Source organism: Vibrio sp. 2-1-2a, from assembly GCF_032648565.1.
Taxonomy (GTDB): Bacteria; Pseudomonadota; Gammaproteobacteria; order Enterobacterales; family Vibrionaceae; genus Vibrio; species Vibrio diabolicus.
Genome location: NZ_WBOH01000001.1, coordinates 245,483 through 259,787 on the forward strand (window position 1 = coordinate 245,483; position 14,305 = coordinate 259,787).

Annotated in this window: 13 protein-coding genes; 4 read left to right on the top strand and 9 right to left on the bottom strand. The window is 43.0% G+C overall.

Annotated elements, in window-relative coordinates:
* Positions 1–14: 14 nt before the first annotated feature.
* The 8 genes from F7Y48_RS01260 to thrS form a co-directional block, all read right to left on the bottom strand.
* A complete protein-coding gene (locus F7Y48_RS01260; protein WP_258460573.1) occupies positions 15–2,393 on the bottom strand; it encodes an efflux RND transporter permease subunit in 2,379 nt (792 codons plus the stop codon).
* Positions 2,394–2,639: 246 nt separating this feature from the next.
* Complete coding sequence (locus F7Y48_RS01265; protein ID WP_005395898.1) at positions 2,640–3,428, bottom strand: TetR/AcrR family transcriptional regulator; 789 nt, start codon at positions 3,426–3,428, stop codon at positions 2,640–2,642.
* A gap of 486 nt (positions 3,429–3,914) precedes the next feature.
* A complete protein-coding gene (locus F7Y48_RS01270) occupies positions 3,915–4,724 on the bottom strand; it encodes a helix-turn-helix domain-containing protein (protein ID WP_006741660.1) in 810 nt (269 codons plus the stop codon).
* A 354-nt stretch (positions 4,725–5,078) separates the two neighbouring features.
* Entirely contained in the window at positions 5,079–5,396 is a 318-nt protein-coding gene (locus F7Y48_RS01275; protein ID WP_005377919.1) for a heavy metal-binding domain-containing protein, read from the bottom strand.
* Between the two features lie 188 nt (positions 5,397–5,584).
* Positions 5,585–5,938: a 50S ribosomal protein L20 gene (gene rplT, locus F7Y48_RS01280; protein ID WP_004727974.1), complete on the bottom strand. Its 354-nt coding sequence runs from the start codon at positions 5,936–5,938 to the stop codon at positions 5,585–5,587.
* Between the two features lie 40 nt (positions 5,939–5,978).
* Complete coding sequence (gene rpmI, locus F7Y48_RS01285) at positions 5,979–6,173, bottom strand: 50S ribosomal protein L35 (protein ID WP_005377932.1); 195 nt, start codon at positions 6,171–6,173, stop codon at positions 5,979–5,981.
* Positions 6,174–6,294: 121 nt separating this feature from the next.
* Positions 6,295–6,846 (bottom strand): translation initiation factor IF-3, encoded by a 552-nt coding sequence (gene infC / locus F7Y48_RS01290; protein WP_074191168.1) that lies wholly within the window; start codon positions 6,844–6,846, stop codon positions 6,295–6,297.
* 3 nt (positions 6,847–6,849) lie between these two features.
* On the bottom strand, positions 6,850–8,778 hold the full coding sequence (thrS, locus tag F7Y48_RS01295; RefSeq protein ID WP_005395892.1) for a threonine--tRNA ligase: 1,929 nt from the start codon (positions 8,776–8,778) through the stop codon (positions 6,850–6,852).
* 423 nt (positions 8,779–9,201) lie between these two features.
* Here thrS and F7Y48_RS01300 point away from each other — a divergent pair, with 423 nt between their 5' ends.
* Positions 9,202–10,179, top strand: a complete 978-nt coding sequence (locus tag F7Y48_RS01300) for a DUF3187 family protein (protein WP_316679882.1) — start codon at positions 9,202–9,204, stop codon at positions 10,177–10,179.
* A gap of 6 nt (positions 10,180–10,185) precedes the next feature.
* On the opposite strand, the gene F7Y48_RS01305 is transcribed toward F7Y48_RS01300, so the two are convergent.
* On the bottom strand, positions 10,186–10,929 hold the full coding sequence (locus F7Y48_RS01305) for a sporulation protein (protein WP_134646802.1): 744 nt from the start codon (positions 10,927–10,929) through the stop codon (positions 10,186–10,188).
* A gap of 247 nt (positions 10,930–11,176) precedes the next feature.
* On the opposite strand from F7Y48_RS01305, the gene hutC reads away from it, so the two are divergent.
* From hutC to hutG, 3 genes are all read left to right on the top strand, one after another.
* Positions 11,177–11,884 carry a histidine utilization repressor gene (gene hutC, locus F7Y48_RS01310; RefSeq protein WP_046874833.1) on the top strand — a complete coding sequence of 236 codons (708 nt, stop codon included), beginning with the start codon at positions 11,177–11,179 and terminating at the stop codon, positions 11,882–11,884.
* Between the two features lie 129 nt (positions 11,885–12,013).
* A complete protein-coding gene (gene hutI / locus F7Y48_RS01315; protein ID WP_301570582.1) occupies positions 12,014–13,264 on the top strand; it encodes an imidazolonepropionase in 1,251 nt (416 codons plus the stop codon).
* Between the two features lies 1 nt (position 13,265).
* Positions 13,266–14,276 (top strand): formimidoylglutamase, encoded by a 1,011-nt coding sequence (hutG, locus tag F7Y48_RS01320; protein ID WP_085343159.1) that lies wholly within the window; start codon positions 13,266–13,268, stop codon positions 14,274–14,276.
* Positions 14,277–14,305 lie beyond the last annotated feature (29 nt).

The following is a 14,305-nucleotide window of genomic DNA, read 5'->3' on the forward strand; positions in this document are numbered from 1 at the left end:
AATCCTTTGATTCGTTATGACTGAGTAACAGCCGTGGTTTGAGAGTCAGTTGATTTAAGCTTGTTTCGGCGGTCCACCTCGTCGTAGACGCCTTTGTCAAACAACATCAGTAGAGTCGGTAGAAAGATGAAATCCACAACAAGAGCAATGAAGATAACAATGGCACTCAACTGCCCCATATCGGCATTTAAGCGGAAGCTCGACATCGCCAGAACGGAGAAACCAGCAACAAGCACGACAGTCGTAATCCAAAGCGCGCGCCCCACGGTGCGAAAAGCGTAACGAACCGCTTGTTCCGCGCTATGGCCATCTTTACGAGCGTGTTGGTATTTAGAGAGAAAATGAACGGCATCATCAACCACAACGCCAAGCGTCAACGTCACAACAACAGACAACCCCAAATTAATTTCACCAGAAACCAGCGCCCAAATACCAAAACCAATAAGCGCTGGGGCGATATTCGGGACCAGGCTGATTAAACCGAGCTTGAACGAGCGTAAGGCAAAGATCAGTAATGCCGAAATTAAGACCAGAGTGATAGGCAAGGTTGACAGCATGCTAGCCATATTCGTTTCGCCAATATGCGCAAACATCAGTGATGGACTAGAAGCAACAACATCATACTGAGGCGCGTTTTCGTTAAACCATTGGTAAATACGATTTTCCAAATCAACAAGCTCGACGCTGCCCAAGTTCTCCACGGTGAGAACCATCTTGATTGACGACTTATCAACATTGATTTGGTTGTTCAAATCTAAGCCATACGGTAGTGACATTTCATAAAGCAGCAGATATTGAGCCGCTAATTCTCTGTCTTGAGGGAGCGAGTAATAAGCCTGATCATCTCCATGCATGTTCTTGTTTAGGCGCTTATAAACATCGCTCAAGGTCGCAACATGGTCCGTTTCTGGCTGCAACCTTAGCCAGTCAGTAAATTTACCCACGGTATTGAGAAAATTAGGATCCGCAATACCCTGCGATTCGTTAGTTTTTATCGCGATACTGATGTTCGCCATGCCACTGATTCGCTCTTCCATAAAATCAGCCGCTCGACGAAATTCATTGCTATGACCAAAATATTCGACGGATTCATCGTTGACTTTATTCAGCGGAATCAAACTCGCACTCGCGACAATAACAAGCACAGACAACGGCAATAACGCATGTCGCTTTGACACCACGAAATCCCCTAAGTGATCCATAAAGTGCTTTCTTTCATCAGCAGTGTCTGACTTCATCCTAACAGGAAGGATATGAAGTAACGCCGGAAGTAATGTGATGGACAGGAAACAAGCAATCATGACGCCAAGGGCTGATAGGTTGCCGAAATCTCTCAGGATTGGAGAATCCGACATATTCATCATTAAAAAGCCGATCGCGGTGGTAATGGAGGTAATCAGGATGGGCATGAAATTGAGCGCAATACTTCGTTCAATAGAATGGGCTTTACTAAAGCCGTTTTGCATTGACTGACGCATCGTCGCTATGATGTGTACACAGTCGGCGACGGCAAGCGTCATCACCAAGGTAGGCACATTAACTGTCGCCGTGCTTAAGAACATACCAGCCCATCCTGATAAGCCCATTGTCACCATAACTGAGCCGATAATAACGATGAGTGTCGCGATGACGCTAAGCAATGAGCGCAACATGAGAGTCAGGAAAACCAATATCACTAGTAGCATGGTCGGCACTAGCGTCGCGCTGTCATCTTGAGCTGCGGTCATAAACGCGTAGTTCATTGCAATAATACCGGCTTTGTGGAAATCAGTATCCGGGTACACTTGCTGATAACGCTCAATCATTCCGTTTATGTAGGCAACCACTTCTTGTACTTCAGCGGTTTTATCGACCTCAGGGAGTTGGACCGTAATATTCACGACCGTGACATCCCCTTTTTCGGAAATCAGTGAACTTTTCAAAACCGGCTCACTCAACGCAATACTTTTGACTTTCTCGATTCGCTGAGGCGTCAATTCATATTCGCTATACAGTAAATCTTCGACAAGAAGATCATCTTCAAACGCTTCGGTATGCTGGTAGTTAGCAAGGGAATCAACACGGGTGGAGTATGGGACTTGCCACGCCTCGTCAGTGATCTGCTGAATAAGAGATAAGGTGTTAGGAGTAAAAACAGTGCCACTTTTTGGCGCTATGACCAAAGCAAGACTGTCAGATTTTGCAAAGGTAGTCTGAATTTCATCAAACGCAAGTAACTGCTCATTTGTTCCATCAAAAAAGATGTCGTAATCCCCTCTAAAGTAAAGATTTTTTCCTCCAATAGTTGCTATAACAATCAATAAAACGGTAGCAAGCACAACCAACACACTGTAATTCGTTGGTAGCTTGACCCAGCTCATTCGGGCTTGTTGTTGAACGTTGTGATGTGGCATCACACTCTCCTTTTGTGACGTTTCGTCAAATTTAAAAACTAAAAAAACAGCGAATGCTGTGATAACCAGATAACTTCAACATATAAAAATCAGATCGAATTTATTTGGTTATATAAGTTAGTTTTTGAGTAACTTCCTATACTTCTCGAGATCGGTAACTTGAGTACCAATTTCTATTTTTTTGACGATTCGTCACAATAGTGTAATAAAAAAGCCAACTAAAATATTAGATGGCCTCTATAACGATTAGCGATTCACAGACTCTAAATAAGCAAGCTCTTCGCTGAACAATTCCTGTTCCACTCGACGCCACGTTTTACGGTAATCCCACTCTGTCGATAAAGGTGACCACCCTAAACCATCAAGTAACATATTCGCGTTATGCAGTACTGAGAATGGATCTTGAATTCGCTGAATACATCGACTGTTCGATGCATTTTGCGCTAGAGCGTTTGAACCGAAGGCAATAGACCAGTTAGCAAATACGATGGCATCAGAACCAATTGCGGGAGAGAACTTAAGGTCTCCACATTCCACCGCATTATTCACCAACGCATCAGCACCATCTATTACTTGTTCTTCTAAGTTGTTCAATTCATTCACGCGCTTAGGCGAAGCTTTCTCTAGGACCCAAGGCGTCTTTGCAACAATCGCACAGGTTGATAGTACAGGCTCCATACGAGCGTAAATACGATAACCTACATGCATAGCAATGATTTTTTCTCTGGTATTGCCATTGAACTTAGCGGTACGTTCGAAAAATATTGCCTCGCTTCTCAGCGAGTGAATACAAAGCGCAAGAATCACATCTTCTTTGCTGCAAAAATGATTGTAGATCGTTCCCTTCGAGTAAGGGCTTGCCGCTGTGAGCTTGTCCATCGTTAAGTTGGCAAAGCCTTGCTCTTGAACCAGAGACTTAGCCAATTGAATAAGCTCTATTTCACGATCAGCAATCGCCTGTTGTTTTTTAGTTAGCCCTGAAGACGTACGACATCCGTCTTGCTTGCTATCTTTTTTACAGCGAAAGTTAAACATAATCCTTTGATCCGTATACCAACACACTCCCAATAATTGTAACACGATTCTTGAATACAGGAACGCCACTAAATTTGACGAACCGTCACAAATGACACTTCGTCATAATAGATCAAAAAACAAACATTGCAAGTATGAATTTATAGCTAACCGAAAAATAAGCTTTAATTATATATAACCAAGTAACATCAAGATGCTTGGTTCAGCGAGAATGATTTGATTGTAAGGAAAGGCTAGAGTGGAGTGCGGGGACATAACCCCAAAAATCAGAACCTTAAAAATTGGACAACGAGTGATATTGAAATGATGTTATTCAAAAAAGCCCAAAACACTTAAAGTTTGGATTCAAAACAGTAGATAGATGCTCTATTTACAAAGTGTGCTCTGTCTTGGGCTTTTCTTTTACTGCTTCCTTTCAATATTAGAGCTGCAAAACTCAATAACATAATGAGAAAAGCGATTCTCTTTAAGTAAAAGACTGAATTTCTAAATCGAGAGGCTTGGTTTATCACCTGCAGATGCGATGGCATAACGAATATCGTCAATAAATCGCCCTTCTGTCTCGATAATTCCATCAGAGAATGTGACTGGTTGATGTGGCCCTGCAAGTAGAACAATATTAGTAAAATCAGAGACGTTGAAGTTCTCTGCCACAACATTTTTGGAATGAAAATCGATAACCGTTTTTGCGACTTGATCTTCCAATTGCAAAAGCTGCTCTTCGGTAATTTTCATGCGTGCCAAAGCCACACGAACACATTTATCGTGGGTTGTTGTCTGTTCTTTTATGATTTCCGTATATTTATCATTGAGCTTGGAGTTTTCTGCATAGCTGTAATATAACGGCCCGTGCAACGTTATATTTTTATCTTCATCAACGTAAACAAGATCCAATAACTCCAAAGCTTTTAGGTAATCAGACATGCTCTGCTCAGACAAATCATACTTTTTCTTTAAAATGGAATATCCATCTTTGCCTCGCAGCATTCTCAATTCACGATAAAAATCGTAAAGATGGGGAAATTGAAAAAAAACTTCATCTTGCGTACGGCTAAAGTAATCCTCGTCTTCGCCTTGTAATTGATTCGCAAGCTTTTGTAGTTCATCTAACGTGCAATCAACAGCTCTACAATATTCAAGCAGTTTATCCAAAGCGAGATTTGTGCTTGTTAAGTGTCTCTTAAAAGTGGACAGCGGCATGCCCATTTTCTCAGATAGCTCTCGATATGTTAGCCCTTTTGTTTTAATCGCTTGGCGTAATGCGGCTAGCAAGTATTCGGGAGTCAGATCTCTCATCTACAATTCCTTTTGGCAATGTTACAGCTGTATAGTATTTGTAACAATTTAGAACCGCTTGGCAAGGTATAAGTTCATATTTTTATAAGAAAAACATGAATTAATATATCGAAATCAAAATTCACACGATAAATGGAAAATTCAATATGAATTCAATTTCATTATGAATATAAAATGATACACAAAACAAAAGTGAAGCAATTACTCTAAATTATTAGGATTAATTTTAATAGTAACGTAAAGTTAAGAATATAAGCCTATTCGCTCTGCGAAAATCTAGAATAATTAACCTAAAAAGAAAAAACGACAAATGAATAAAAATTCACCATCCCTAGCGACGCTTTTCCTCGTATATTAGTCCGCAAGTTTCACCGCAGTACCAAATGCCAAAATTTCCGAAGAACCATCTACGATTGAGCTCGTGGTAAATCGAATCCCTACAATCGCATCCGCACCTTTAGATTCAGCGTCTGCTACCATGCGCTGTATAGCTATATCACGCGCGTCGGTCATCATTTCCGTGTAACCGCGAATTTCGCCGCCAACAATGCTTTTGATACCCGCCATGAGGTCACGGCCAATATGCTTTGATTGAACAACATTACCAGTTACAACCCCTCTGATTTCAGAGATCTGCTTGCCTGGAATGCTTTCGGTCGTTGTGTAGATCATTTTTAATCCCTTATAAACGTAAAAATTTATACCCAAGCTACCTTATAACTAACATAAGTGCTAACCAATAAGTTGAGAAGACTGATAAACAATACTCTAAATAGCCAAGCTAAAAGTCATTTGGGTATATATTTTAGCAATAAAAAAGGAGAGCTAATGCTCTCCTTCTCTTAATCCTAAACTGCTAATTAAAGAGCAGCTTTCGCTTTTTCAACTAGAACTGCAAATGCAGCTTTGTCGAATACTGCGATGTCCGCAAGGATCTTACGGTCGATCTCGATAGATGCTTTCTTAAGACCGTTGATGAAACGGCTGTAAGATAGACCATTTTGACGAGATGCCGCATTGATACGTGCAATCCATAGTTGACGGAATTGACGTTTCTTAGCGCGACGGTCACGGTAAGCGTATTGACCAGCTTTAGTAACTGCTTGGAAAGCTACGCGGTAAACACGTGAACGCGCACCGTAGTAACCTTTAGCTTGTTTTAGAACTTTCTTATGACGTGCACGAGCTTGTACACCACGTTTTACGCGAGGCATTATGCTTCTCCTAAACTAAACGATTGATAACTAAAAAGAATTAAGCGTATGGCAACATACGGATTACTGCAGCCACTTCACATTTTGGAAGGATTGCATTCGGACGTAGTTGACGCTTGTTCTTAGTAGTACGCTTAGTCAGGATGTGACGTTTTGTAGCGTGCTTGTACTTAATACCACCAGCAGTTTTCTTAAAACGCTTAGCAGCACCTTTGTTGGTTTTCATCTTAGGCATGATGAATAACTCCGCATTGAGTAGGTTTAATAAACAACGTAATTAGGGCGAACAAAACCCAGCCGTTATGCCTTTATCGAAAGGAAAGCGGCTAGGTTTTAATTACTTGATGAGCCGTTAATTACTTCTTTTTAGGGGCTAGCACCATGATCATCTGGCGACCTTCAATCTTCTTAGGGAAAGATTCAACTACAGCAAGTTCTGCAGTATCTTCCTTAAGACGATTTAGAACGTCAACACCGATGTCTTGGTGTGCCATCTCTCGGCCACGGAAGCGAATTGTTACCTTCACTTTGTTGCCTTCTTCAAGGAAACGCGTCAGGTTGCGTAGTTTTACCTGATAGTCTCCAATATCAGTTCCAGGACGGAATTTTACTTCCTTGATCTGGACCTGCTTTTGCTTCTTCTTCTGCTCTTTAGCAGTTTTGCTCTTCTCGAAGAGGAACTTACCATAGTCCATCACACGACAAACAGGTGGCTCGGCGTTAGGACTGATCTCAACGAGATCCATACCAGCTTCTTCAGCAGCTGCAATGGCTTCTTGAATCGATACAACACCAACTGATTCACCGTCAGCGCCTGTTAGTCGAACTTCACGAATACCACGAATTTCACCGTTGATACGGTGCGGGTTTTGTTTTACCGGCTGTTGGCCACGTCTTCCGCCTTTAATAGCTTATTCCTCCAGATTGAGCTTACGGCTAGAGATCTCGTCTTGGATGTATGCAATAAAATCATCCACTTTAAATTTACCAAGATCTTTACCTTTACGAGTACGTACTGCAATTTCGCCAGCTTCCATTTCTTGGTCACCAACAACAAGCATATACGGTACACGCTTCAAAGTATGTTCGCGGATTTTAAAGCCAATCTTCTCATTTCTCAAGTCCGCTTTAGCTCTAATTCCACTTTTTTGTAGTTTTTGTACTATTTCTTGAACATAACCTGACTGTTTATCAGTAATGTTCATAAGAACTGCTTGTTCTGGCGCCAACCAAGTTGGGAAGAAACCAGCATATTCTTCGATAAGGATACCGATGAAGCGCTCTAGTGAACCTAGAATCGCACGGTGAATCATTACCGGTACAAGACGTTCGTTATTTTCACCTACATAAGTAGCGCCTAGGCGACCTGGTAGGTTGAAGTCTAGCTGGACAGTACCACACTGCCAAGCGCGGTCTAGACAATCGTATAGTGTGAATTCAATCTTAGGACCGTAGAACGCCCCCTCACCTTCTTGAATTTCGTATGGGATATCCATCGATTCAAGAGACTGCTTCAATGCTTCTTCAGATTGATCCCAGATTTCATCTGAACCTACACGTTTCTCTGGACGAGTAGACAGTTTCACTACGATGTTGTCGAAACCAAATGTTTGGTACGTATCGTACACCATCTTGATGCAGTTTGTTACTTCTTCTTGGATTTGGCTCTCAGTACAGAAAATGTGAGCATCATCCTGAGTAAAGCCACGTACACGCATAATGCCGTGCAGTGCACCAGATGGTTCGTTACGGTGACATGAGCCGAACTCAGCCATACGTAGCGGTAGGTCGCGGTACGACTTTAGACCTTGGTTGAAGATCTGTACGTGACCTGGACAGTTCATTGGCTTAATTGCGTATTCACGGTTCTCAGAAGAAGTTGTGAACATTGCATCAGCGTATTTATCCCAGTGACCTGAGCGCTCCCAAAGAACACGGTCCATCATTAGCGGACCTTTTACTTCTTGGTAACCGTACTCATCTAGCTTAGCGCGGATGAATACTTCCAGATCACGGAAAATAGACCAACCATTGTGATGCCAGAACACCATACCTGGTGCTTCTTGCTGCATGTGGAATAGGTCTAGTTGCTTACCAATCTTACGGTGGTCACGCTTCGCCGCTTCTTCTAGGCGAGTTAGATGCGCTTTCAGTGCTTTCTTATCGTGGAAAGCCGTACCGTAGATACGTTGAAGCATTTTATTGTCGCTGTTACCACGCCAGTAAGCACCTGCCACATTCAATAGGGTGAAGTGTTGACAGAAGCTCATGTTAGGAACGTGAGGACCACGACACATGTCGATGTATTCTTCATGGTGGTAAAGACCTGGACGATCATCACGAGATACGTTTTCGTCTAGGATTTCCACTTTGTATGGTTCGCCACGTGATTCAAACGTATCACGCGCTTCCTGCCAGCTTACTTTTTTCTTAACAACTTCGTACTTGGTTTTCGCTAGCTCTTTCATACGCTTTTCAATCTTTTCAAGATCTTCTTGCGTTAGAGACTCATCTAGGTCGATATCGTAGTAGAAGCCGTTGTCGATGGTTGGACCAATCGCCATTTTAGCTTGTGGGTAAAGCTGCTTAAGAGCGTGACCAAGAAGGTGAGCACAAGAGTGACGAACGATTTCTAGACCGTCTACTTCATCTTTTACGGTGATGATTTCAAGGCTTGCGTCTTCTTCAATTAGGTCACACGCATCAACGCGGTTACCGTTTACACGACCAGCGATCGTTGCTTTTGCAAGACCAGGACCGATCGATTGCGCAACTTCCATAGTAGAAACTGGGTTGTCAAATTGACGCTGACTGCCGTCAGGAAGAGTAATAATAGGCATGCTATGTCCTTTACAGTGGTGTTGCACACCAAGCAACACATGTTATTCAAATTAGAAGCTATTTGTTGAAAATAGTTGAGAGTCAATAAAGGCCTCTCGGTAACACGAATACCGGACCGTTATCGAAAGTGGGATTGTACCTAGCTCACATTTAGATTGCAAAGCGCGATTTTGTTTTATCATAAGAACTTAACCTCAACCCTCGTGGCAACAACTCGTGGCAACAATCTGATGATTCTTCTTAAGGGCTCACATCACTTGTAAACAGAGTTCCCCCCTCCCAATAGAACTTGAATACACAACTGGTATAATAGTTCCTGATACATATTAACCAACACAGGACCCAGCACACCTAGTTCCACCTCAAAGTGCAATTTAGGTATATAGTTGTTTTATTGAGTAGTTTGCATGTAGGTGTTCATCATGATCTATTTCAAATCGCGCTTTATGGGGCTTCTAAGCATTTCGATATGCTGTGTACCAGCCATGGCATCAGATGACCTGTATGGGCCGCTACGTTCTTACGCACAATCTCCGATGCAAGTGGTTAGCCATACCAATATACTGCGCTCAGGACATAGCCTTCCCTCTGACTTTGTCGAAACCTATGGCTCAGGAACCGTGGCTAGTGTTTGGGCTCATACTGATGAATACGCACTGGATTATTACCACAACCAAATCGAAATTGGCAGCAAGTGGCAAATCAATAGCAGTTGGCAATGGGAACTCAATTATCGGTGGGTTTTTGCCGCTGATAACCATTTAGATGGACTGACGAAAAGCTTCCATAACCTTTTCGGTATCGGACAGAATGGCCGAGACAAAGTAGACAGAGATCGTTTTCACATTTCAATGCCGCAATATGATGTGCTAGAAGACGACTTCGAAGGACAAACGCTTGCCAACAACTTATCTACTTATTTGCAATATCAAGTGTTTCAGAATGAACATCACGGCCTATCTATTGGTGGCAGCTTATATTTTAATGATGTTGCTCACGGGACTTTTCAAGGCAGTAATTTCGAGCAAGGCTTCCAAATAAATTACAGTTATTTGAGTGACGCCCATGCATTTTACTCGATGGTTGGCATGACTTTTCGCTCAGATGATCGCGCCTTGCTGGATCTACCCTATCGGCATAATACGATTGCCGTTGCAGCTGGGTACCGTTATGCGTTGGAAGATCACCACCACCTGATGTTTGAATACCATTGGTATCAAGGCTCAACAGAAGGACCCGCAGAGTTTGCTGATGCCTCTAATGAACTGGTATTAGGCTATCGATATCTCATGGAAAACTCCGCGCTTGAGTTTTTAGCCGTTGAGAACGCACGAAACATGGATAACAGTACCGATATCGCTTTCACAATAGGATATCGGTACATATTCTCATCAAGTTGATGAGAACTATAGATTTAGCGTTGGTGCAACCGCGGCAGCGACTTGAGCATCAGTTGCATTGATCGGTAACGTAAACGAGCGATATTGGTCACCAGCCAAGCTGAGCGAACGGTCAATCTCCGCCAAACAATGCATGACCTGCCCTTCCAGAATAAAAGAAAGCTCAATTTCTTTTGATGAGATAAAGCCGTTATTTCGGAACTCTAGCTCTTGATAAATTCCAGAGCGAGAAGCAAACGAGCCACCGCGCAAAAAGCCTTTTTCAACATCGGCTTTAACCATAGTGAAACCAGCTTGCTCGATCGCTTGAATAACCCGAGATGCTACTGGTAGTGGTTTCACTTCAATATAGTCACGGTCACGCGGGTCAATCGCAAAATCAATATCTAACGTCGTTTCAACCCAAACATGGCATTGATTCTTAAGTGCGCTAACCGCAGTAATTGGCGTTTCATCATGCAGTTTTAGCTCAAACGGAATCTGCTTCTCTTCATTCGGTTGAATCACAAAGGGGTCTACCGCCTTCAGCTGATCAATAGTGAACGTTTGGTAACTTACGCTATCATCCACTTCGACTTTCATCTCTGTGTTCAACTTAATAGTAATAGCATCAATTTGTTGTTCGACGTCTCCGCCTTTGATATGAACATGCCCTTTCAGCGTCGCTCCTTGAAACACGCTCATTTCGTCTAAAATCGTATCTACTTTTGCAGAACCGATCCCCAGTGATGCTTTCAATTTTTTAAACATGTTTTTCCTTTTTAGCGACTTTTCTTCTCATAATCGTTTGTTTACACAATTGTTTTATACTCTGCAAGCAATAGACCACAAGAAAATGTTCGAATTCCATCATCAATCCAAATAATGCTCAACAGCAAGAATCATTCAGCCCCACAATAGGATTGTTCTGTCACGAAGAGGTGCATTCGTCGAGAAATGTTTGCAATTTGTACCTAAATTAAGCAGTATTTGTATAGTCAAATAGAAGGGAATCATTATGTCTGCACCACTCTACATTCAAATCAAACAATTTATCCTCGATAAAATTGATGCTGGAGAGTGGATAGTCGGTCATCGTATCGCCACAGAGATTGAGCTTACCGAGCAATTTGGTGTCAGTAGAATGACAGTGAACAAAGCAATTCGGGACTTAGTTAATGAGGGCCGCTTACAACGTCGCCCACGCTTAGGTACGTTTGTGTGTGATCCTGGTGAAAAGTCAGAATCTCCTCTGTTAGACATTCGAAACATTGCCGAAGAAGTCAGCGACCGAGGGCGACAATATAGCAGTAAAGTGCTCAAACAAGTTGCCATAAAAGCAGATGATAGCATTGCGACAAAACTCGGCGTCATGCTTGGCACAACGGTGTTTTACAGTGAAATCATTCACTATGAAGACCAAACGCCTATTCAATTAGAACTCCGCTGGGTGAACAGCCAATATGCCCCGAGTTATTTAAATCAAGACTTCACACAAATCACTCCGAATCAATACCTGTCAGATAATTGCCCACTCAACGCTATTGAACATACTGTAGAGGCAATTGTGCCTGACGGCCGTATTAAGCAAGACTTAAAAATGCAAGCCAATGAGCCTTGCCTTCTCTTGAATCGCAGAACGTGGAGCCAAGATAAGTTAGTCAGTACCGCCCTACTTTATCACCCTGGTAACAAATATAAGCTGAGCTCAAAAGTGCTCATTTAATGACAAGATTGGTCCTCTAGATCTACGTTTTGATCACATTTTAGCAACATCAATCTTGTCAGTGTTCTTATTTTGCTCTATTTATTTGTATATACATTTAATGATACAAATAAACACAGGGACACAAAAATGGATTTGCTGATTGAAAACGCACGTCTGGTCACCATGCAGTCGGGAGAGCGCGGTTATCTTCCAACGTCTCCTGCTCGTATTGGCATTCAATCTGGAAAAATCGTTGCGATCAGCACCTGTGCAATTGGTGAAGACGAACCGCAAACCGAGTCTCTGCTGTCTGCCCAACATTACGCTCAGAGTATCGACCTTCAAGACAAGTTAGTTCTGCCAGGTTTGATCGACTGCCACACTCATCTTATTTACGCGGGCAATCGTGCCAACGAATTTGAAATGCGCTTAAACGGCGTGCCATATCAAGAAATTTCCAAACAAGGCGGTGGGATACTTTCAACGGTGCATGCGACGCGTTCAGCAACCGAAGCGCAATTAGTTGAGTTAGCGTTGCCACGTTTAGACGGGCTACTCGCGAGCGGCGTCACTTCTGTCGAAGTGAAATCAGGCTACGGATTGACACTGAATGACGAAGTAAAAATGCTCCGTGCAGCCAAAATGCTTGAACAAGAGCGCAAAGTTAAAATCACCACTACACTTCTTGCCGCTCACGCCATTCCGCCGGAGTTCCAAGGCCGTGCAGATGATTATATTGAGCACATTTGTCAGGACATAATCCCTGTTGTCGCAAAGGAAGAATTAGCCACAAGTGTCGATGTTTTTTGTGAATCGATTGGTTTCAATCTTGAACAAACAGAAAAAGTGTTTGTAGCTGCAAAACGCCACGGCTTAAAGGTTAAAGGGCATACAGAGCAACTTTCGAATCTCGGTGGTACAGCCCTCACTGCGCAATACAACGGTCTGTCAGCGGATCACATCGAGTTTTTAGATGAGCAAGGTGTTAAAGCACTTGCTCGATCAAACACTGTCGCCACTCTACTGCCTGGCGCTTTTTATTTTCTAAGAGAAACTCAGTTACCACCGATTGAGTTGTTGAGAGAGCATAACGTGCGAATGGCAATTGCTACGGACGTCAACCCAGGTACATCACCGTTTTCTGATCTCACACTCATGCTGAATATGGCGTGCACACTATTTCGCCTTACACCGCAAGAAGCACTGCGTGGTGTAACGCAACATGCAGCCAAAGCTCTAGGTTATCAAAATTCACGTGGCGAAATCAAAGTAGGGTTTGATGCGGACTTCTCTATCTGGGATATCGAAAGCCCTGCAGATTTAAGCTATCAAGTCGGAGCAAAACGTCTGGTAGGTCGTATAGTAAATGGTGAATACATTTCACACGGAGGCCAATAATATGTCTCAATTCGACTTACACTCTCCCCTATTTCATTGGCAAGGCCGTCATGATGCCGAGGACGGCAAACTTGGTCAGCGAATTCATCACGTGGTTCAACGCCAGAAAGCAGATGAGTTAGGGGCAGTTGCGCATGGCGTCTCATTACTGGGTTTTGCTACCGACGCTGGCGTAGCCAGAAACAAAGGACGCATTGGTGCGAAAAAAGCGCCAGATTTAATCCGACGAGCACTCGCTAATTTAGCATGGCACCAAGACGTCCCACTATATGACTTAGGCACCGTGGTGTGCGAAGACGACTTACTGGAAGAGAGCCAATCTCTATGTGCGGCAACCATTTCAAGCGCACTACCTCATACGCCTGTCATCGTGTTAGGTGGCGGGCATGAGATTGCGTGGGCCTCGTTTTCCGGCTTAGCGGAGTATTTTAAAGCGCACTATCCAGAGAAGAAGCCTAAAATCGGTATCATAAATTTCGATGCGCATTTCGATTTACGCGCATTCGAGAGCAGCATCGCCGACATCAAACCAAGCTCTGGCACTCCCTTCAACCAAATTCATCATTTTTGCCAACGCAATGATTGGGACTTTCATTACGCTTGCATTGGCGTAAGCCGCAGTAGCAACACTAAAGCGCTGTTTGAAAAAGCAGATGCGTTAAATGTTTGGTATGTAGAAGACAATCAGCTTTGTTACCTAAACCACAGTTATCACTTAACTCAGCTTCAACATTTTATTGACGACTGTGATTACCTCTATTTGACCATTGATCTGGATGTATTTCCTGCGGCAACCGCACCTGGGGTCAGCGCCCCTGCGGCTCGAGGAGTAAGTTACGACACAATTGCACCATTTTTAGATCGAATTCTTCATTACAAAAATAAGCTCATGCTGGCTGATATCGCCGAATACAACCCTAATTATGACGTCGATAGTCAAACTGCACGCTTAGCTGCCCGTTTGTGTTGGGATATCGCCAACGCGATGGCGGAAAAGCAACACAAACCATAACGCATCCTAGATGCCACTTATTATTACGA

Bases quoted from the DNA above. Each gene is read 5' to 3' on its own strand.
- hutG (WP_085343159.1), top strand. From the start codon at position 13,266: ATGTCTCAATTCGACTTACACTCTCCCCTATTTCATTGGCAAGGCCGT.
- hutC (WP_046874833.1), top strand. From the start codon at position 11,177: ATGTCTGCACCACTCTACATTCAAATCAAACAATTTATCCTCGATAAA.
- F7Y48_RS01300 (WP_316679882.1), top strand. From the start codon at position 9,202: ATGATCTATTTCAAATCGCGCTTTATGGGGCTTCTAAGCATTTCGATA.
- rpmI (WP_005377932.1), bottom strand. From the start codon at position 6,173: ATGCCTAAGATGAAAACCAACAAAGGTGCTGCTAAGCGTTTTAAGAAA.
- F7Y48_RS01305 (WP_134646802.1), bottom strand. From the start codon at position 10,929: ATGTTTAAAAAATTGAAAGCATCACTGGGGATCGGTTCTGCAAAAGTA.
- rplT (WP_004727974.1), bottom strand. From the start codon at position 5,938: ATGCCTCGCGTAAAACGTGGTGTACAAGCTCGTGCACGTCATAAGAAA.
- F7Y48_RS01270 (WP_006741660.1), bottom strand. From the start codon at position 4,724: ATGAGAGATCTGACTCCCGAATACTTGCTAGCCGCATTACGCCAAGCG.
- F7Y48_RS01265 (WP_005395898.1), bottom strand. From the start codon at position 3,428: ATGTTTAACTTTCGCTGTAAAAAAGATAGCAAGCAAGACGGATGTCGT.
- F7Y48_RS01260 (WP_258460573.1), bottom strand. From the start codon at position 2,393: ATGCCACATCACAACGTTCAACAACAAGCCCGAATGAGCTGGGTCAAG.
- hutI (WP_301570582.1), top strand. From the start codon at position 12,014: ATGGATTTGCTGATTGAAAACGCACGTCTGGTCACCATGCAGTCGGGA.
- thrS (WP_005395892.1), bottom strand. From the start codon at position 8,778: ATGCCTATTATTACTCTTCCTGACGGCAGTCAGCGTCAATTTGACAAC.
- F7Y48_RS01275 (WP_005377919.1), bottom strand. From the start codon at position 5,396: ATGATCTACACAACGACCGAAAGCATTCCAGGCAAGCAGATCTCTGAA.